Source organism: Pseudomonas sp. HS6-2 (assembly GCF_049325675.2).
Lineage (GTDB): Bacteria > Pseudomonadota > Gammaproteobacteria > Pseudomonadales > Pseudomonadaceae > Aquipseudomonas > Aquipseudomonas putida_N.
This window is the reverse complement of record NZ_CM143906.1, coordinates 4,568,972-4,589,460: the sequence shown is the minus strand read 5'-3', so window position 1 is coordinate 4,589,460 and position 20,489 is coordinate 4,568,972. Positions and strand designations below refer to the sequence as shown.

The window sequence follows — 20,489 nt, the reverse complement described above, 5'->3', positions numbered from 1 at the left end:
GTGCACGGGGAACGGAGGCCTTGCCTGCCAGGCTCGCACTGGTTCTTTGCTGCGCGCGCCTAAGCGGCCGCTGCCTTGTTAATTCTGAAGGGCGAAAACAGCCATTCGAGGTTAGGAAATATTTTAAAAATGAATACAAGTAAGCCATTCAGTACCCCACCGAAGGGTCCCAGCGCCGATTTGGAATCGCTGTCACAGAATGACGTGACCATCTTGGCTGAGACATTCCGCCTCCTGGGTGACCCGTCCCGGCTGAGAATCATGCTGTGCTGCATGAAAGGCTCTTCCTCGGTCGGGGACATCGCTGAAACCCTCGAACTCTCGCAGTCGCTGGTGAGCCACCACCTGCGGCTGCTGCGCGGTGCTCGCCTGGTCAAGGGCGTGCGCCAAGCCAAACAGATCTTCTATGAGGTGGCGGACAAGCACGTGAACCAGGTGCTGCTGGATATGGCCACCCACATCGCGGAAGACCACAACGACGAGTAACTGTTGGGCATAGCATGCCGTTGCGGCGTGGCCTACGTTCCATGGCGATATGCGCCCCACCGCCCGCAGCTGCGTTCGGTGAGGTGGTTTGGATGCCGCTTCCGATCAATCAGAAGTTGAGCGCGCGCTTGTCCACGGCCAGCGAGGCCTCTTTGAACGTCTCGGAGAGGGTCGGATGGGCAAAGCAGATGCGGGCGATGTCTTCGCTGCTGGCCTTGAACGCCATGGCGATCACGGCCTCGGCCACCAGTTCACTGGCCTGCGGGCCGACCACATGCACGCCGAGTATCTCATCAGTGGCAGGATCGGCGATCACCTTGACGAGGCCCGGCGTGTCGCCCAGCGCACGCGCGCGGCCATTGGCCATGAACGGGAAGGAACCGATTCGATAGGCGGTGCCCTGCTCTTTGAGCTGCTGCTCGGTGCGGCCTACCCAGGCAATCTCTGGGCTGGTGTAGATGACGTTGGGGATCGTATTGAAATCGACGTGACCGTGCTGGCCGGCAATGCGCTCGGCCACTGCGACACCTTCCTCTTCCGCCTTGTGCGCCAACATCGGGCCACGCACCACGTCACCGATGGCCCAGATGCCGGGCACACTGGTGCGGCATTCATCGTCCACCAGCACGGCGCCGCGCTCATCCAGTTGGAGTCCCACGGCGGCCGGATTCAGGCCTTCGGTGTTGGGCACACGGCCGATAGCCACGATCACTTTGTCTGCCTGCAAGGACTGCGTCTGGCCCTGGCTGTCGGTGTAGTGAATAGTCACGCCAGCCTCGGTTGCATTGACTTCGCGAACCTTCGCACCTAGTTCGATCTTCAGGCCTTGCTTGTCGAACGCCTTCTTCGCCTCCTTGGCGATGGCTTGGTCGACGATTGGCAGGAAGCTGGGCAAGCCTTCGAGGATCGTGACATCCGCCCCCAGGCGGCGCCAAACGGAGCCCAGCTCCAGGCCGATCACGCCGGCACCGATGACGGCCAACCGATCGGGCACGGCCGCGATGTCCAGCGCGCCGTCGTTGGAGAGCACGACCCGCTCATCGAACGGTAGGTTGGGGAGTGGCCGCACGTTGGAGCCTGTGGCAACGATGATCTGCTTGCCCACCAAGGTAACAGCCTCATCGGCGGCGACGCTCACCTCGAAGCCACCATCGACAGTCCTGGTGAAAGACGCCAGGCCGTTGAAAAACTGGACCTTGTTTTTGCGGAACAGATAAAGGATGCCTTCGTTGCTGGACTTCACGACCTGATTCTTACGTTCCAACATCGTGGTCACATCCATGCGCAGATCACCCGTGGAGATGCCGTGCGTGCCAAAGTGGTGCTTGGCTTGTTCAAAGTTCTCTGACGACTGCAGTAGCGCTTTCGAAGGGATACAACCGATGTTGTTGCAGGTGCCGCCAGGTGCTGGCTTTCCGTCCTTGTTCTTCCAGGCATCTACACAAGCGACCTTCATGCCTAATTGGGCAGCGCGAATGGCCGCGATGTATCCGCCTGGGCCGGCACCGATAACAATGACGTCGAAATGCATTTCCATGATTTACATCTCCAAAGTTTTTGAGGAAATAGTGAGCGCCTATGTCGCGCCTTTTGTCAGGTGGTCGCCAGATTACAGCTCGTTCCCTGACGATCACGTTGAACACTACGGCAGAACGAACCGGGCGCTCGCGGTATTGCCCCCACGTTCGACTTGGACGACGGCCTTCGTGCCCTTGGCTGCGGCGAAGGTCCCGCTGCCTTCGAGGCGGCTTCCGTCCGCGGCAGGCGTGAGTTGCACCTCCTGCTTTTGTGAGCCGGTCAACAGTGTGAGCTTGGCTTTGGTGTTGCTTACATTGACCTGCTTGCCGTGGTCGCGCAGGTAGAGTTGCGCTGCTGCGGGCTGAACGACCAACTCGTAGTCCACGTCCCGGACTTCGGTCACGACGCCACCATGCAGCGGCTTGTGGTCATGCGCGTGGTCATGGTCGCCTGCGGCGAAGGCGGTGACGGATGCCAGGGCGAGGGCGGTGCCGGCCGTGAGGGAACGAAATCGAACAGACATGAAAGCTCCTATAGGGTTACGGTGGTTGAAATCGGGTGACAGAAGGCGTTGCATCAGAATGCCTCCGCGTCGCGGTCGTCCAGCAGGCGTTCGGCAGGCTTGCGGCCGAACAGCCAGAACATGGCGGGTGTAAGGAAGGTGTCTAGCAGCGTGGAGCTGACCAGCCCCGAGAAGATCACCACCGCGACGGGGTGCAGGATCTCAGTACCGGGTCGGGACGCCTCGAACAGCAGCGGGGCCAGCGCGAAGGCCGTGACCAGCGCGGTCATCAGAACCGGGGAAAGCCGTTCGAGCGAGCCACGCACGATCATCTTCTGGTCGAAGTCCTCGCCCTCCATGCGCATGAGGTTGAGGTAGTGGCTCACCTTCAGGATGCCGTTGCGCACAGAAATACCCGCGAGCGTGATGAAGCCGACCAGGGCGGCCACGGACAACGGCTGGCCAGACAGCCACAGCCCCAACACGGCGCCGACCAGGGCCAATGGAATGTTCACCATGATGAGCGCTGATAGGACGACCGACTTGTAGCGCGTGTACAACACCACGAACATGAGCGTCAGGGAGACGATGGACAGCAGGCCCACCAGTCGCGAGGCTTCCTCTTGTGCCTGGAACTGGCCGCCCAGCGTGATGAAGTAGCCTTCGGGCAAGCGCACTTCTTGGACGACGCTGCGTATGTCGGCCACTACTTCGGACAGCGGCCGTCCCTGAGCGTTGGCCGACAAAACTATGCGTCGACGGCCATCGTCGCGGCTGACCTGGTTGGGGCCGTCGCTGTCTTCGATGGTGGCAAGGCGCGACAACGGGACCCGACCCATGGGCGTGTCGATGAGGATGCGGCTCAAGCCCTCAATCGACCGCGCCTGCTCGGGCAGGCGAACCACCAGCGCGAAGCGGCGGTTGCCCTCGATGACCTCGGTGATCTTTTCGCCTTCGACCAGGCTTTGCAGCGTGGACAGAATTTGCGGTGCGGCCACGCCGTAGCGTCCCGCCGCCGCATAATCCACGCGGATTTTGATCTGCGGCGCTAGGACCTGCTTTTCGATCTCCAGGTCAGCAAGCCCCGGAATTCCGGCCAGCTTGGCGCGCAGCAGATCCGCCTGCCCGCGCAGGACGTCCAGGTCCTCGCCGAACACCTTGATGGCGATCTGCGAGCGCACCCCCGACAACATGTGGTCGATGCGGTGCGAGATCGGCTGGCCAATGCCGATGGAGCCGGGCAAGTGAGCCAGACGCGAACGGATGTCGGCGGTGATCTCCTCCATGGAGCGCTTTAGCTCCGAGGCGGGCAGCAGGCCCACGTCCAGCTCGCTGACATGCACGCCTTCGGCATGCTCGTCCAGCTCGGCCCGTCCGCTGCGCCGGCCCACGTGCTGCACCTCTGGCACCTGCGCGACCAGCAGCTCGGCTTGCTGGGCAAGCGCCGAAGATTCGGCCAGCGTCACACCGGGATTCAGGCGCAGGCCCACCAGCAACGTTCCTTCATTGAACGGGGGCAGGAACGTGGTCGGGAAGAATGGCACCGCGGCGACAGCCAGTGTGACAGCCACAGCGGCCATGCCAAGGGCGGCACGCGGCCGCTGCAAGACCCGCTGCAGGCCGCCCTGATAGCGCGTCTTCAACCAGGCTAGAAGCCGAGTGTCGCCATGGTCCAGCGTCCTCATCTTGGGCAGCAGGTAGTACGAAAGCACCGGAGTGACCGTCACAGAGACCAGCAGCGAGGCCAGCGTGGAGACGATGAAGGCGATGCCCAGCGGCACGAACAAGCGCCCCTCCATCCCCGGCAGCGCGAACAGGGGCAGGAACACCAGCACAATGATCATCGTGGCGTAGAGAATCGCCGAGCGAACCTCCATCGAGGCCCTGGCAACGATGACCAGGGGCGTCAGCCGGTTCTCAGGGTGGCGGGTGCGGTCCTCCTTGAGCCGCCGCATGATGTTCTCCACATCGACCACAGCATCGTCCACGAGACCGCCGATGGCGATCGCCAGCCCACCGAGCGTCATGGTGTTGATTGATAGGCCGAAATAGTGGAACACCAGCCCGGTCACGAAGATCGAGGCAGGAATCGCGGTCAACGCGATCACCAGGGGGCGCAAAGTGCCCAGGAAGAAGAACAGGATCACCGCCACGAAGACCGATGCGCCGATGAGCTTGCCTTGCAGCGTGCTGATGGACGCCTCGATGAAGTTGGCTTGTCGGAAGGTCACCTGTGGCTCGGCCATGCCAGCCGGCAGTGAGCCCTTCATGTCCGCCAACGCTGACTCGATCGAGCGGGTCAGTGCAATCGTATCGGCCGTGGGCTGCTTTTGGATGCCCAGGATCACGGCTGGCAGGCCCTCGAAGCCCGCATCGCCGCGCTTGATGGCTGGCGCAAACTGAACATCGGCGACCTGGTGGAGCAGGATGGGTTGGCCCGCACGCACCGCGAGAGGCAGGTTACGCAGGTCGTCGAGTCGGGACGTGCGGCCCAGGTTGCGGATCAGGTACTCGCGGCCATTGATCTCCAGGAAGCCGCCGGAAGTGTTCGCGGAGAAGCCCTTGAGAGCCGCATCCAGATCGGACGCAGTCACGCCCAGCTCTGACATTCGCGTGGTGTTGGGCTGGACCTGGAACTGACGGACCTCGCCTCCGATCGGGATGACTTGGGCAACACCAGGTATGGCCATCAGCCGGGGGCGTAGCACCCAGTCCGCGTACTCGCGAGTGTCCATGGCCGACAGCGGCGGGGCTGCGTTCTTCTGCCCTGAGGGCTTGGCACCGATGGGGATTGCAATCTGCATGATCTCGCCCATCACTGAGCTGATTGGCCCCATAGTGGGCGTCACGCCCGGGGCTAGCCCTTCCTCCATGGACGTCAGGCGTTCGGAGACCATCTGGCGCGCCCGGAAGATGTCGGTCTTCCAGTCAAATGTCACGTAGATGAAGGAAAGCCCGGCGCTGGAGACCGAGCGCACGCTTTCGACGCTGGGCAGGCCGTTCATGGCCGTTTCGAGCGGGAACGTGATGAGTTGCTCGACTTCTTCGGCAGCCATGCCGCCAGCCTCCGTCATGAGAGTGACGGTCGGCTTGTTGAGATCGGGAAAGACATCTACCGGCGTGCGCGTCAGGGTGAACGCGCCATACGCCATCAGCACCAGCGCCCCGATGATGACCAGGAGCCGGTTTCGTAAGCTATTTTCGAGAAGCCACTTGAACATGGAATGGTGCCCCTCAACGAACTTGATTGATCAGGGACGCGCCCTCGACAACCACGCGGTCGCCGTCCGCCAGGCCCGAAGTGACAGCGATGGATGCACCATCCAAAGGAGTGATGTTCACGACACGCGGCTCGAAGCGCTCGGCCTGGTCTTTGACCCAGACGATGTTCTGGTTGGCAGGGTTCTTCATCAGCGCACCGGAAGGCACGCGGTAGCCAGGTACCGTCGTCGCCTCTTGCACGAAGACCACCACCGGCATACCGACCGCCAAGCGCGAGAGGCTTTCGCTGGTGCCCTTGAACAGCATGGGCAGGGCCTGCTCGCGCAGGCTGCTGGCGGCACCGACGAAGCTCAGCGGCACCTTCTGACCGCCTACTGCGAGTGCAGCACCGGCCAGGTTCTGTGCCATTGCCGGATCGTAGGCAAGCGCCTCGATGCGCAGTTGGGTCGGATCGACCACCTCAAACACCAGTTCGCGCGCATCCACGACCTGCCCGGCAACTGCGGGGCTGGATGCGATGACGCCGCTGACTGGGGCCTTCAGTACGTCCCTGCCGGCGAGGCCCCCGCTCAAGGCGCGGGCGCGTTCGGTCAGGCTGTTCACTTCGCTTTCGGCTGCTTCGATCTCCTTGCGGGGCACGGTCTCCGACAGCTCGCGCAGCCGGGCCAAGCGCTTCTGCGCGAGCGCTTGGCCCGCACGCAGCTCGGCAACCTGGGCCATCTGGCCTGAGCGCTCCAGCACACCGCTGGCCGGTTCGATGTAAGCCAGCACCTGGCCCTTGCGCACGGATTGGCCGATCTGCGGCAGACCATCCGGCCCGGGCACCAGCCGGCCCATTACCATTGCCTGGACCTTGCCGCCTGTCGTCGGGTCCATGATTACTTTGCCAGCCAGTTCATGGCTGCGGGCCAAGGGCTCCTGCTTGATCAGCTGGGTGCGTACACCGATCTGACGTTGCGACGGTTTCGGAAGAAACACGCTGCCATCAGGCTGGCGCTGGGGGCCATTGGAAGACGCAGCCGGCGCTTCGTCGCCGTGGTCATGGCCGTCGTGAGCGAACGCGGGAGCAGCCAGAGCCAATGCAGCCGCCATGGCCGTCGTCATTAGGAAACGGAAGTTGCGCTTCATGCTGCACCTCGCAGTGCACCGTTGGTGCGTGTACGTCTGCGCAGCGCCCACGCTAGGACACCGACGCCGAGGACTGCGGCACCGCCACCTAGTACGACCACACGGCCGGATGCGACGGCATGCTCGTGTTCGGCGTCTTCGCTATGAACATCGAGAACGCCCGTCAACAGGTCCGATTGGCCCTGCGCAGTAATAGTGGCCATGATTGAGGTCTCGCCATCGGATAGCGGCTCAGTCAGATCGGCCTCGAACTCTCCAACCCCGTGTGAGCTGACCTTTACCTGTTGACCACCCAGCTCGAGGGTCAGCTCGCCATCGGTCACCGGCCGGTTGTCGGCAGCATGGTCGAGGTAGAGTGTGAGACGCTGGCCGTTCAGCACACCCACCAGTTCGAAGTCATCGGAAACTGCGGCAAAGCGCGGAAGCGCGGCCGCTGCGGGGGCAGGAGCGGCTTCGCCATGGTCATGGCCGTCGCCGGCCCACGTTGCGCTACTGCCAAGCAGGAGGCTGGACAAGGCAGCTGCACGCCAGAAAGAGGATTGCGACATTTCTAAGGTTCCAGGATGGTTGAGCGCGCGCCGATCAGCGCGTGCCGGAGATGTCAGTGAAAGTCTCGGTCGGCTGCGGCAGCGTGCCTTGTGCCTGCAACAGGGACGAGATGGCCGCGGCATGCTCCACCTTGGCGAGCAGCGCCGCGCGCTCGGCCTCGGTGGCCTCCTGCTCGATGCGAAGGCGTGTCGGCATGTCCGTCTCGCCCATCGCGAACGACTTTTGGTAGAAGGTGCGCGTTTGTTGGGCTAGTCGCTGGCGCTCCGAAGCGGCCTGCATCTGGGTGCTGGTTGCCAGTTCGCGCGATTGGGCAGTTCGAATTTCCGAGAGTAGCCGGGTGCGCTGGGCCGCGAGTGCCGACTCAGCCTCCAGTGCCTGCGCATTGGCGCTGGACAATTGCTCGGTATGACGGCTACCCGTACCGAAGGGAATGCGCACACCCACCGTGATCGTCTGGTTGTAGCGTTCGCCGTAGCCGCCCCGATCCCGCGTGGTCGCCAGGGTCAGTTCGGGGTTGGCGTACTTCTGATGGGACACCAGTTCCGCAGAGCGGCGGGCCGCCAGCGCCTTGTGCTGCAGTTCCAGCAGCGCAGGGTGGTTACCCAACAACGCGCCGGACGGCTGTGCCGATGCCGGTTGAACTCGGACACCTGACTGCTCCGGCTGCGCGGAATCGGCCTGCGACGGGATACTCTCGATGCCGGTCAGTGCCAACAACGCCTCGCGCTGCGTGATTTCTTCGGCCTGAGCAATGGCCAGGGCACTACGAGCCGACGCCAAGGCGCCATCGGCCTGGTTTCTGTCGGCTTGCGCCAGGTCGCCCGCGCGAACTCGGCGAGCCACATCTTGCGCCAACTCGTCCGCGCTGCGGGTGCGATCCTGCGCCGCCACCAATTCGGCCTGGGCACGCTGCCATGCCCACCATGCCTGGCGAACCTGTCCGGCCGTGCGTAGCTTGGCGGCCAGCATCCGGCTGGATAGCGCGAGGCTTTCCGCGTCCGCCCAGCGTGCCGACGAGGCGCGCTCACCAGGCATCCAAAGGGGAATAGCCACCCCGACTTCATATTCGCGCTGTCCGTTGCGGTTGTTGAACCGATCAGTTTTGGTGGAGGCTTCCAGCGCCATCGGACCTGCCACCCAACTGCCGGCCGTCTCTTGGCGTGCTTGGGCGGCCTGCTGCCAGGCGCCTTCTCCAGCGGCTTCTGGCTGCCGCTGCCAAGCTGACTCCCACAATTGGGCGACCATGTGGCTGTCTGGTCTGGATGGGACGTGAGGGGCGGCTACTGGCTGGGCTAGCACGGTGCCGGCCCAAAGCGTGGATACCGCCCATATCCATCCCTTGCGTATGTCTTTGCGAAGCATTCAATTCTCCATCGGTGTTGCATCAGTACTTACCCCCGGCTGGGTGTTCTCTTTCCGAGCAAGTGCTTGTCGTTGAAAAGCCACTGTTCACTGGCTTAGATATGAACAATTGTATATCTATTCATATGAATGGGAAAGAAAACCTTACATCCTTTGAGCACCAATCGCCTTAGAGAGGGCGTCGGGCGCAAGACATCGAGAGGCGAGGTGGGGCTAATCCACTGCGCAAACAGCTATGCAGACTCCTTGAGCATATCCCCCGGGGGGGGATATGATTGCTGCATGAAAGAGATGCACAAGCACACCAGCCACCCAGATCTCGTGAAACGGCTCAAGCGCGCCGAGGGTCATCTGCGACACGTCATCGGGATGATCGAAGGAGAAGAAACCTGCCTGGACATCGCTCGCCAGCTCGCTGCGGTGGAGAGCGCCGTCACAGCGGCCAAGCGCGTCCTGATCCATGACCACATCGACCACTGCCTATCTCATGATGAGGACTCCGTTCTAGCCGAAATGAAGGCGCTAACCAGACTGCTCTGAGGTCTCTCGATGCTCTCCGTCCTAAAGAACCGCACCTACCGCCACCTGTTCACCGCGCAGGTGATCGCACTCGTCGGCACAGGCCTGATGACGGTAGCGCTCGGCCTACTTGCCTACGAGCTGGCCGGGGCCGATGCAGGTGCGGTGCTCGGGTCGGCGCTGGCTATCAAGATGCTGGCCTATGTGGGAGTCGCTCCAGTCGCACAGGCCTTCGCCGACCAGTTCCCGCGACGGTCATTGCTCGTAGCGCTGGACCTGGTACGAGCGGTTGTCGCGATCTGTTTGCCCTTTGTCACCGAGGTCTGGCAGATCTATCTGCTGATCTTTGTCCTGCAAGCGGCATCCGCCGGCTTCACGCCGACTTTCCAAGCCACTATCCCGGACATCCTTCCCGATGAAGAGGACTACACGAAGGCGCTGTCGCTGTCCCGGCTGGCCTATGACCTGGAAAGCCTGATTTCCCCGATGCTGGCTGCTGCGCTGCTGACCGTCATCAGCTTTCACAACCTGTTCGCGGGAACAGTGCTCGGTTTCCTCGTTTCAGCCGCGCTCGTGGTCAGCGTGCGGTTGCCCACAACTATTCCCGGACCGCGCCGCGGCATTTGGGATCGCACGACCCGCGGCACACGCATCTATCTCGCTACGCCACGCCTGCGGGGCCTGCTGGCGATCAGCTTGGCCGTCTCGGCGGCGGGCGCCATGGTGATCGTGAACACGGTGGTTCTCGTGAAGGCGCGCTTTGGCCTAGGCGAGGTCGAAGTGGCGTCGGCACTGGCGGCATTCGGAGGCGGTTCGATGGTGGCAGCCTTCGTTCTGCCATCCTTACTGGAAAAGGTGGCCGACCGAACCGCGATGCTCACCGGCGCTACCGTACTGGTCGTGGGCACGGGGATCGGCGCACTGCTGCCGAGCTATGCATTGTTGCTGCCGCTGTGGTTGATCATCGGCTTTGGCTACAGCGTGGCGCAAACGCCATCCGGCCGTCTTCTGCGCCGCTCGGCCCATGCCGAGGACCGTCCTGCGATCTTCGCGGCACACTTCGCGCTGTCGCACGCCTGTTGGCTCATCTGCTACCCACTTGCCGGCCGCTTCGGCGCGGTCATGGGCTTGCCATCGACCTTCATTGTCATGTCCCTGGTCGGCTTGGCCGGCGTGGCGCTGACGCTCTGGCTGTGGCCGGCCAGCGACCCTTCTGACGTGGCGCATGACCACCCCAGCTTGCCGCCGGATCACCCTCATTTACGCACACACGCAGACCAAGGCAGGCACCATCACCAGCTGATTCTGGATGACCTGCACCGTATCTGGCCGAAAGGATAGGCACATTTTCTCGTTGCGGCATCACAACGCATGGCTTCGGAGGCTGAGAAGGGTGAGCGAAAATATATCACATGAACACATATTCATGTGTTATATTTCGCCATAGTCAAACACTCAACCAGCAGAGGCGCCCATGTCCCAATCCAATGCACATGACCATGGTCACGACCATGATCACGACCACACCCCCACAGTGACGAGCGCCAACGAGCGCAAGGTTCTGGTTTCCTTCTTCCTGATCTTCGGCTTCATGCTCGTGGAAGCTGTCGGCGGCGTGCTGTCGGGCTCGCTAGCCCTACTTGCCGATGCTGGCCACATGCTGACCGACGCCGTGGCACTTGCCCTGGCTTACGCTGCCTTCCGATTCGGTCGCCGCGCAGCCGACAGCAAACGCACATTCGGTTACCTGCGCTTCGAGGTCATCGCCGGCTTCCTGAACGCCGTGACCCTGTTCGCGATCGTCGCATGGATCGCCTACGAGGCGTGGGAGCGGCTGCAGGCGCCGCCCGTCATCCTCGCCGGCCCGATGATGATCGTCGCCGTGCTCGGCTTACTGATCAACGTCCTCGTGCTGTGGATCATGACCCGCGGCGAAACCGATCACGTCAATGTGAAAGGTGCCATCCTCCACGTGATGGGTGACCTGCTCGGCTCTGTCGGCGCCATCGTTGCAGCGATCGTCATCTACTTCACCGGCTGGACTCCGATCGACCCCATCCTGTCGGTTCTAGTAGCGGCGTTGATTCTGCGCAGCGCCTGGAAGCTCCTGGCCAAGTCGATCCATATCCTGTTGGAGGGTGCGCCAGAGGACGCTTCGCCGGAAAAGGTGGAACAAGGCCTGATGAGCACTGTGCCCGGCCTGGCGGCTGTCAGCCATGTTCACGTGTGGCAACTCACTTCCGGTCGCACGATGGCCACGCTACACGTTCGACCCAACGTGGACGAGGAGGCGCGAGCTGTGGTCAAGCGCGTCGAGGCGGTGCTGCGAGAGCAGTTCAGCATCGAACACGCCACAGTCGGAATCGACTGGAACTCGGAGGCTGACGAGAACATCTGCAGCCTGCAACCCACGACAGGCCGTCAGGACCACAGCGGCCACGACCACAGTGAGCACAATCATGACCATGACCACTCCGCTCCCGGTCACAAGCATTGAGGCCGTGCTAGACGGTTCGCAGTTCACTTGAGGGTTTGAATCCATGACATCCCGCAAAACCACCAGCGCCGCTATTGTGCAATGTTCGACCTCTAACCACGGCACGACCACTGATGTCCTCGCACTATCGCAAAGTGACGTCGCTGTTCTGGCAGAGACCTTCCGCCTGCTGGGCGACCAATCGCGATTGAAAATCCTGTTGCAGTGCATGCGCGGATCGGTCGCAGTGGGCGACATTGCTGGCTCGCTAGACCTGTCGCAGTCCTTGGTCAGCCATCACCTGCGCCTGTTGCGCGGCGCGCGCCTCGTGCGCGGCGAGCGCCAAGCCAAGCACATCTTCTACGGCATTGCCGACCAGCACGTCAGCCAGGTACTCCAGGACATGGCGGTTCACATTTCGGAGGACAGACACGACGATTGACTGAACATGTGAGTGCGCGCCGGCCTACGCCTTCAAGGGGTAGGCTTTTTTTGGCTATTAATCTAGAGAGACACCGGCGCGCCTTGCTGAATGCCTAGAAGACCCCAAGCAAAAAGCACTCTAAAAATAAACACTTGAACATATCTTCATGTGTGTTATTATTTGTCTACGGGGTATCCGAAAGGCGTAAGGACCACGCCATTATTTTTAACGTCAAGGAGTATTGACCATGTCCAAGAAAATTCGCTTTGCTGTTCTGCTTTCCGCACTTTTTGCTGCTGGAGTAAACGCTCAACCGTTCGCCGCAGATATGACACGGCAACAGGTCCAGGAGGATCTGGCTGCTTGGAGGCAATCTGGGTTGGAAGCGTTGTCTCGCGGCGAAAGCGGCCCGGATACGTTCAGCCCTCAATACCAGGCTGCCTTTCAGCGCTACTTGCAATTGACCCAAGGTGATATGTATCAGGCGCCCTCAGCAGGAAAGACTCGTGCTGAAGTGATGGCTGATTTGGAACTGTGGAAAATCTCCGGCATGCACGCGTTCACCTCGCGCGGAATCACCACCGCTTCGCACACCCAAGCCTACCAACAAGCCTACGAGAGCTATCTCCAGCTCAAGCTGGTTGCGGCTTACAAGGCTCCGGTGGCATTGACTCGTGCTCAAGTAAAGAGTGATTTGGCAGATTGGCAGGTTGCGGGAATGGCTGGATTCTGGGCTGGTGAGCAGACGCCTGATACCTATAGTGATGCCTACCGCACCGCATTTGAAACCTACCAGATGCTGCGCAACAAAAAATGACTTAATGGCAGCTGCATAAAGCAGCGGTCGGATGGTTCAGCCAGAAAGAGATTCTTTCTTTTTTTTGAATAAACATACAAACAAGTGTTCATTTGTTTGCATAACATTCCGATCGCTGATTTGTGCGTCCTGCCACGGCGATTACTCAGAGAACCAGGAGATTGATATGTCTTTGGAAACATTGGACGGCACAGGAGCGCAGGACGAACAACTGGGCTTTCGGGTCGAAGGTATGGATTGCGCCAGTTGCGTCGGCAAGATTGAAACAGCGCTTGGTCGAATTGATGGCGTATCAAATGTACAGGTTAATTTTACAAATGAGACGCTGACGTTGACGCGCAGCACAAGTAGCCGAAATACTGCACGCGACATTGCCAAGAAAATCCGGTCCCTGGGCTTCGACGTGCAGGCACTGCCCGCGTCCGAAATGTCCGCAGCACCTGCACCGTGCCATGCGGCCCACGCGCATGACCACGCCGGCTGCGGCGGCCACCATGACCATGGGCATGCCCACGACCACGGGCACGATCATTCGCACGGCAAAGCGTGCGGTGATGACCATGGGCATGGCCATGCTCACGGCCATGCCCATGCCCATGACCACGGTCACGATCACGGGGCCTGCAGCGGGCATGACCATGCGCCGGCCTCTGCCTCCCGTGGAGCACCCAGCACGCCCCCCAACGTGTCCATGCGCGTCGAGGGCATGGACTGCGCCAGTTGCGTCGGCAAGATCGAAACGGCGCTCGCTCGCATGGATGGCGTGTCCGATGCCCGCATAAACTTCACCGCAGAAACGCTGGAATTGACGCTCGCGTCTGGCGGCCCCACGCAGCTCGGCCACATCGAGAAGACCATCAAGAGCCTGGGCTTCGGCGTCTCCGACGTGCGCCGCCATGATGGCTCAGCACCCGCGGCCCCAGCAGCAGCATCGACGGCGCGCCATCAGCGCTGGTGGCAGACGAAGAAAGGCAAGCACGTGCTGGGCCTGGGCGGCCTGATGGGCTCGGCCTACGCGATCGCGCAGTTCGTTCCTGGCTACGCTGAATGGATCTTCGCCGCTGCGGTGATCGCGGGCGTGCTGCCGTTCGCTCGCAAAGCCTTCGCGCTGGCTGTGTCAGGCTCGCCGTTCTCTATCGAAACGCTGATGGTCGTCGCCTCGCTGGGCGCGCTCGTGATAGGCGAGGCCGAGGAAGCTGCTGCCGTGGTGTTCCTGTTCGCGATCGGCGAGCTGCTGGAAAGCGTGGCCGCCGGCCGCGCGCGCGCCGGCATCAAGGCGCTGGCCTCCCTGGTGCCTAAGACGGCGGTACTGCTCGATGCCGCGGGCGGGCAGCGCGAAGTGCCCGCCGCTTCCCTGCGCGTGAGCGACCGCGTGCTGGTGCGCCCTGGTGACCGGGTGCCTGCGGACGGCAAGATCCTCCGCGGTGAAAGCAGCCTGGACGAGTCGCCTATCACCGGCGAGTCCGTACCGCGTCAAAAGGCTATCGGTGCCGACGTGTTCGCCGGCTCCATCAACGTCGATGGCGTGCTCGAAGTACAAGTCGAGAAGACGGCATCGGACAACACCATTTCTCGCATCATCCAACTGGTGGAGCAGGCGCAGTCCTCCAAGGCGCCCACGGCTCGCTTCATCGAAAAGTTCAGCCGCTACTACACCCCTGCCGTCATGGCCATCGCGGCGTTGATCGTGGTGGTTCCGCCACTTGCCATGGGTGGCGACTGGGGTACCTGGCTGTACCGCGGCCTCGCACTGCTGTTGATTGCCTGCCCATGTGCGCTGGTGCTCTCCACACCGGCGGCCATCGCCTCGGGCCTTGCGGTGGCCACGCGACGGGGCCTGCTGATCAAGGGTGGCAACGCGTTGGAAACCATCGGCCGCGTGCGCGCCATTGCCTTCGACAAGACTGGCACGCTGACCGAGGGCAAGCCGCGCATCACCGAGGTCCTGCCCTTCGGGCTGTTCAAGCATCAACAGGTCCTTGCGCTTGCCGCCGCTGTCGAGTCCGGCTCAAACCATCCCTTGGCGAAGGCCATTGTCGCCCATGCCAAGAGCCTGGACGTGGCGATTCCCCAGGCCACGGGCGCATCGGCCATTGCCGGCAAGGCGGTGCGCGCCACCGTGAACGGCAGTGCGCTCGCTGTCGGATCGCCCGCCCATGCGGAACAGACGGCCACGCTGACAGCCGCGCACCGCAGGGAAATCGACAAGCTGGAGGATGGCGGCAAGACCGTGGTGGTCCTGTTCGACGAAGCCAGCAAGAACGTTCTGGGCCTGCTGGCCCTGCGCGACGAGCCCCGCCGCGACGCGCGCGAAGGCGTGGCCCAGCTCAACGCCATGGGCGTGCGCTCGGTCATGCTGACCGGCGACAACCGCCGCACCGCGCAGGCGATCGCCGGCAAGCTGGGCATCGAGTGGGAGGCCGAGCTGCTGCCGCAGGACAAGCTGCGCTTGGTCAACGAGATGAAGCGTGATGCCAAGGTGGCGATGGTCGGCGACGGCATCAACGACGCGCCGGCCCTGGCGACCGCCGACGTGGGTATCGCCATGGGCGGCGGCACGGACGTGGCGCTGGAAACCGCCGATGCCGCGCTGCTCAAGAGCCGCGTCACGGACGTGGCCCACCTGGTGGCCCTGTCGCGGGCGACGATGGCCAACATTCACCAAAACGTCGTATTCGCCATTGGCCTCAAGGGCTTGTTCCTGGTCACCACCGTGTTGGGTATCACCGGCTTGTGGGTTGCCGTGCTGGCCGACACCGGCGCCACGGCCCTGGTCACGCTGAACGCACTGCGCCTGCTGCGCTTCAAGGGCGCGCCGGAGGCCAACCACGGCGACGACGCCGGGCGTCCCACCACCTTGTCCGTGCCGTCTGCCCGCTGAGGCAACAAGAGGGCTTGACCTTGCCGTCGTTGTAACGCCTAGCCTCCACACAAATGTCTGCAGAGCGCTTCGGAAGGGCCGGAGTCCTGCATCCAAGAAAGGGTCACTTCCATGCGTAAAAAAATCAGAATCATTGTGGTGGCAGGCGTCATCGCAGCCGTCGGGGGGATAGCGATCGCTGCCCGCGACGCCAAGGACGAGGGCAAGGCCGCGGCGCCCCCGGCGGGCGCGCCGATGGCGCCGCAGGTGCCCGTGGCCGAGGTCATTACCCGCACGGTCGCGCCATCGGCCGAGTACACCGGCTTCCTGGCCGCGCCCAAGACCGTCGAGCTGCGCTCGCGGGTCGGCGGCGCCGTCGATGCGGTGAGCGTTCCCGAAGGTAGCCTCGTGCGCAAGGGCCAACTGCTGTTCCAGATCGACCCGAGGCCGTTCCAGGTTGCGCTCGACACGGCCGTGGCGCAACTGCGTCAGGCCGAGGTGCTGGCCAGCCAGGCCCAGGCCGACTTTGACCGCGCCGAGCGCCTGGTGGCGACCGGCGCCGTCGCGCGCAAGACCTATGACGATGCCGCCTCCGCACGCAACGCGCGCCAGGCTCAGGTGCAGGCGGCTAAGGCCGCCGTTGCTGCGGCTCAGCTGGACCTGTCCTACGCCCGCGTCACTGCGCCCATCGCCGGGCGCGTCGACCGCGTGCTCGTGACCGAGGGCAACTTGGTCAGCGGTGGCGGCGCCGGCGCGGCCACGCTGCTGACCACGATCGTATCCATCGACCCGTTGCACGTGTACTTCGACATTGATGAGGCCACCTATCTCAACGTCGTCAGCCGCTCGCGGCCCGCTGCGGGCGCCGGTAGCAAGGCTTCGCTGCCCGTGCAGGTCGGGCTGACCACGGACAAGGGTTTCCCGCACAGGGGCGCGCTCGACTTCGTGGGCAACACCATTGACCGAAGCACCGGCACGATCCGCGCGCGCGCCGTTGTGCCCAACCCGGATGGGCGCATGGCACCCGGCATGTTCGCCCGGGCCAAGCTGTCCACCGGCGCGGCGCGCGAGGCCGTCCTGATCGACGATCAGGCCGTGGGCACCGACCAAGGGCGCAACTACGTGCTGGTCGTGGGCGAGAACAACCAGGCCCAGTACCGGCCCATCGAACTGGGGCCGGTGGTGGACGGGCTGCGCGTCATCAACGGCGGCCTGCAGGCCGGTGAGAAGATCATCATCAAGGGCCTCGTGCGCCCCGGCATGGCGGTCACGCCGCGCATGGTGCCCATGCAGGCGCCCGCGGCACCGGCCGCCGGCGCGACCGGCGCGACCAAGGCTGCGGCAAACGCTCCGGCTCCCGCTGCGGCGCCTGCCAAGGCCGGTGGCGCGGACCCCGCCAAGGCTGACGGCGCGGCCGGCTCGGCGGAGGCCCGCAAATGAATTTCCCCCGCTTCTTCATCAACCGGCCGATCTTCGCCATCGTCCTGTCGGTGCTGATGCTGATCGCGGGCGCGATCAGCTATTTCCAGCTCCCCCTGAGCGAGTACCCCCAGGTCACGCCGCCGACGGTGCAGGTCACCGCCAGCTATCCCGGCGCCAACCCGCAGGTGATCGCCGACACCGTGGCATCGCCGCTGGAGCAGGCGGTCAACGGCGTGGAAGGCATGATGTACATGCAGTCCCAGATGTCCACGGACGGGCGGATGGTGCTGACCATCTCGTTCGAGCAGCACATCGACCCCGACGTCGCGCAGATCCAGGTGCAGAACCGCGTCTCACGCGCGCTGCCCCGGTTGCCGCCCGAGGTCCAGCGCATCGGCGTGGTCACCGACAAGACCGCGCCCGATATTCTCATGGTGGTGCATATGCTCTCGCCGGGGGACCGCTACGACCCGCTGTACGTGTCCAACTACGCGATGCTCAACGTGCGCGACGAACTGGCGCGCCTGCCGGGCATCGCCAACGTGATCATCGGCGGTGAAGGCGAGTACGCAATGCGCGTCTGGCTCGACCCCGAGAAGGTCGCATCGCGGGGCATGACCGCCAGCGATGTGGTCGCCGCCATCCGCGAGCAGAACGTGCAGGTCGCAGCCGGCTCGATCGGCCAGCAGCCGAATGCGTCGGCCGCCTTCCAGGTCAGCGTCAATGCGCTGGGGCGCCTGACCACCGAAGAGCAGTTCGGCGACATCGTGATCAAGGCCGGCGCCAACGGCCAGGTGACCCGCCTGCGCGACGTCGCACGCCTGGAACTGGGCTCGGACAACTACACCATGCGCGGCCAGCTCGACGGCGAGAACGCGGTCGGCCTGCAAATCCTGATGACGCCCGGCTCCAATGCCCTGGACACGTCCAGCGCGGTGCGCGCGACGATGGAGCGGCTGCAGGCCAAGTTCCCCGAAGGCATCGAGTACAAGATCGCCTACGACCCCACAGTCTTCGTGCGCGCCTCGCTCCAGTCCGTCGCCGTCACGCTGCTGGAGGCCATCCTCCTGGTGGTGATCGTGGTGGTGCTGTTCCTGCAATCTTGGCGCGCGTCGATCATTCCACTGATCGCCGTGCCGGTCTCGCTGGTCGGCACGTTCGCGGTGATGCACATGTTCGGCTTCTCGCTGAACACGCTGTCGCTGTTTGGCCTCGTGCTCTCCATCGGCATCGTGGTGGATGACGCCATCGTGGTGGTGGAGAACGTGGAGCGCCACATGGCGCTGGGCGAATCGCCCAAGGATGCGGCGCGCAAGGCGATGGATGAAGTGACTGGCCCGATCCTGGCCATCACCTCGGTGCTGGCAGCGGTCTTCATCCCCTCGGCGTTCCTGTCGGGGCTGCAGGGCGAGTTCTATCGCCAGTTCGCGCTGACCATCGCGTTCTCGACCATCCTGTCGGCGATCAACTCGCTTACGCTGTCGCCAGCGCTGGCCGCCATCCTGCTCAAGCCGCACCACGGCGCGGCCAAGCCCGATCGTCTCACGCGCATCATCGACGGCGTGTTCGGCGGCTTCTTCCGCCGCTTCAACCGCTTCTTCGATCGCGCCTCGAATTCCTACGTCGGGGGCGTGCGCCGCGCGGTGCGCGGCAGCGCCATCGTGCTGCTGCTCTACGTCGGCTTCCTGGGCCTGACCTGGCTGGGCTTCCACAAGGTGCCTGCGGGCTTCGTGCCGGCCCAGGACAAGTACTATCTCGTGGGCATCGCCCAGCTTCCGACCGGCGCCTCGCTGGATCGCACCGAGGCGGTCGTCAAGGAGATGACCAAGATCGCACTGGCTGAGCCGGGCGTCGAGAGCGTGGTGGCCTTCCCGGGCCTGTCGGTCAATGGACCGGTGAACCAGCCGAACACCGCGCTGATGTTCGCCATGCTCAAGCCCTTCGATGAGCGCAAGGACCCGTCGCTGTCGGCCTTCGCCATCCAGGGCAAGCTCATGGGCAAGTTCAGCCAGATCCCGGACGGCTTCGTTGGCATCTTCCCGCCGCCGCCGGTGCCGGGCCTGGGTTCGATGGGCGGCTTCAAGCTGCAGATCGAGGACCGGGCGGGCCTGGGTCCCGAGGCGCTTGCGCAGGCACAGGGCCAGATCATGGGCAAGGCCATGCAGGCGCCCGAGCTGGCGAACATGCTCGCCAGCTTCCAGACCAATGCGCCGCAGTTGCAGGTGGACATCGACCGGGTGAAGGCCAAGTCGCAGGGCGTATCGCTGACCGAGGTGTTCGACACCCTGCAGGTCAACCTTGGCTCGCTCTACGTCAACGACTTCAACCGCTTCGGTCGCACCTACCGGGTCATGGCCCAGGCCGATGCGCAGTTCCGCATGCAGGCTGAGGACATAGGCATGCTCAAGGTGCGCAATGCAGCGGGCGACATGATCCCGCTGAGCGCGATCGCGACCATCGAGCGCAGTTCCGGCCCCGACCGGGTGATGCATTACAACGGCTTTCCCTCGGCCGACATCAGCGGCGGGCCAGCGCCGGGCTACTCGTCCGGCCAGGCCACCGCCGCGATTGAGAAGATCGTGAGCGAATCGCTGCCGGACGGTATGACCTACGAATGGACGGACCTGACTTTCCAGGAAAAACGGGTTGGCAACACGGCGATCTACATCTTCGCGCTGGCGGTGCTGCTCGCCTTCCTGTTCCTGGCGGCCCAGTACAACAGTTGGTCGCTGCCGTTCGCTGTGCTGCTGATTGCACCCATGGCGCTGCTCTCGGCGATCGCCGGCGTCTGGCTCTCTGGGGGCGACAACAACATCTTCACGCAGATCGGTTTCGTGGTGCTGGTCGGCCTGGCTGCCAAGAACGCGATCCTGATCGTGGAGTTCGCCCGCGCGAAGGAAAGCGAAGGGGCCGATCCGCTGGCAGCCGTGCTCGAAGCCGCGCGCTTGCGGCTGCGCCCGATCTTGATGACGTCGTTCGCCTTCATCGCTGGCGTGGTGCCGCTGGTGCTGGCCAGCGGTGCGGGCGCCGAGATGCGCCACGCCATGGGCATCGCGGTGTTCGCCGGCATGCTGGGCGTGACGGTATTCGGCCTGGTGCTGACGCCGGTGTTCTACGTTGTGGTGCGCAAGCTGGCGCTGCGCCGCGAAGCGCGCCATGCCCGTGGCGGCATGACCGACCAGCACGCATGACGGCCAGGAGGAC

Annotated in this window: 15 protein-coding genes; 9 read left to right on the top strand and 6 right to left on the bottom strand. The window is 63.5% G+C overall.

From position 1 onward, the window contains the following. Window positions 1-129: 129 nt before the first annotated feature. Window positions 130-486 carry an ArsR/SmtB family transcription factor gene (locus ACOKS3_RS21420; protein WP_015912826.1) on the top strand — a complete coding sequence of 119 codons (357 nt, stop codon included), beginning with the start codon at window positions 130-132 and terminating at the stop codon, window positions 484-486. Between the two features lie 109 nt (window positions 487-595). On the opposite strand, the gene lpdA is transcribed toward ACOKS3_RS21420, so the two are convergent. From lpdA to ACOKS3_RS21390, 6 genes are all read right to left on the bottom strand, one after another. Continuing rightward, window positions 596-2,023 (bottom strand): dihydrolipoyl dehydrogenase, encoded by a 1,428-nt coding sequence (lpdA, locus tag ACOKS3_RS21415; protein WP_015912827.1) that lies wholly within the window; start codon window positions 2,021-2,023, stop codon window positions 596-598. 105 nt (window positions 2,024-2,128) lie between these two features. Beyond that, window positions 2,129-2,527, bottom strand: a complete 399-nt coding sequence (locus tag ACOKS3_RS21410) for a hypothetical protein (protein WP_015912828.1) — start codon at window positions 2,525-2,527, stop codon at window positions 2,129-2,131. 53 nt (window positions 2,528-2,580) lie between these two features. Next, window positions 2,581-5,727 carry an efflux RND transporter permease subunit gene (locus ACOKS3_RS21405; RefSeq protein WP_012614056.1) on the bottom strand — a complete coding sequence of 1,049 codons (3,147 nt, stop codon included), beginning with the start codon at window positions 5,725-5,727 and terminating at the stop codon, window positions 2,581-2,583. A gap of 13 nt (window positions 5,728-5,740) precedes the next feature. Then, window positions 5,741-6,856: an efflux RND transporter periplasmic adaptor subunit gene (locus ACOKS3_RS21400; protein ID WP_003821159.1), complete on the bottom strand. Its 1,116-nt coding sequence runs from the start codon at window positions 6,854-6,856 to the stop codon at window positions 5,741-5,743. Then, window positions 6,853-7,404: a hypothetical protein gene (locus ACOKS3_RS21395; protein ID WP_015912829.1), complete on the bottom strand. Its 552-nt coding sequence runs from the start codon at window positions 7,402-7,404 to the stop codon at window positions 6,853-6,855. The genes ACOKS3_RS21400 and ACOKS3_RS21395 overlap by 4 nt, the downstream gene beginning before the upstream one ends. A gap of 34 nt (window positions 7,405-7,438) precedes the next feature. After that, complete coding sequence (locus ACOKS3_RS21390; RefSeq protein ID WP_223656232.1) at window positions 7,439-8,650, bottom strand: TolC family protein; 1,212 nt, start codon at window positions 8,648-8,650, stop codon at window positions 7,439-7,441. Window positions 8,651-9,049: 399 nt separating this feature from the next. Here ACOKS3_RS21390 and ACOKS3_RS21385 point away from each other — a divergent pair, with 399 nt between their 5' ends. The 8 genes from ACOKS3_RS21385 (at window position 9,050) to ACOKS3_RS21350 (ending at window position 20,476) form a co-directional block, all read left to right on the top strand. Then, window positions 9,050-9,307, top strand: coding sequence for a metal-sensing transcriptional repressor (locus tag ACOKS3_RS21385; RefSeq protein WP_003821156.1), 258 nt, complete (start codon window positions 9,050-9,052; stop codon window positions 9,305-9,307). Between the two features lie 9 nt (window positions 9,308-9,316). Continuing rightward, window positions 9,317-10,627: an MFS transporter gene (locus ACOKS3_RS21380; protein WP_003821155.1), complete on the top strand. Its 1,311-nt coding sequence runs from the start codon at window positions 9,317-9,319 to the stop codon at window positions 10,625-10,627. A 133-nt stretch (window positions 10,628-10,760) separates the two neighbouring features. After that, window positions 10,761-11,783 (top strand): cation diffusion facilitator family transporter, encoded by a 1,023-nt coding sequence (locus ACOKS3_RS21375; protein ID WP_003821153.1) that lies wholly within the window; start codon window positions 10,761-10,763, stop codon window positions 11,781-11,783. A 43-nt stretch (window positions 11,784-11,826) separates the two neighbouring features. Continuing rightward, window positions 11,827-12,204, top strand: a complete 378-nt coding sequence (locus ACOKS3_RS21370; protein ID WP_003821152.1) for an ArsR/SmtB family transcription factor — start codon at window positions 11,827-11,829, stop codon at window positions 12,202-12,204. Window positions 12,205-12,433: 229 nt separating this feature from the next. Then, window positions 12,434-13,003 (top strand): DUF4148 domain-containing protein, encoded by a 570-nt coding sequence (locus tag ACOKS3_RS21365; RefSeq protein WP_034018378.1) that lies wholly within the window; start codon window positions 12,434-12,436, stop codon window positions 13,001-13,003. Between the two features lie 166 nt (window positions 13,004-13,169). Continuing rightward, window positions 13,170-15,884 carry a heavy metal translocating P-type ATPase gene (locus ACOKS3_RS21360; RefSeq protein WP_012614060.1) on the top strand — a complete coding sequence of 905 codons (2,715 nt, stop codon included), beginning with the start codon at window positions 13,170-13,172 and terminating at the stop codon, window positions 15,882-15,884. A gap of 111 nt (window positions 15,885-15,995) precedes the next feature. After that, window positions 15,996-17,303, top strand: coding sequence for an efflux RND transporter periplasmic adaptor subunit (locus tag ACOKS3_RS21355; protein ID WP_003821145.1), 1,308 nt, complete (start codon window positions 15,996-15,998; stop codon window positions 17,301-17,303). Further along, entirely contained in the window at window positions 17,300-20,476 is a 3,177-nt protein-coding gene (locus ACOKS3_RS21350) for an efflux RND transporter permease subunit (protein WP_012614062.1), read from the top strand. Before ACOKS3_RS21355 ends, ACOKS3_RS21350 begins: the two co-directional genes overlap by 4 nt. Window positions 20,477-20,489: the final 13 nt, after the last annotated feature.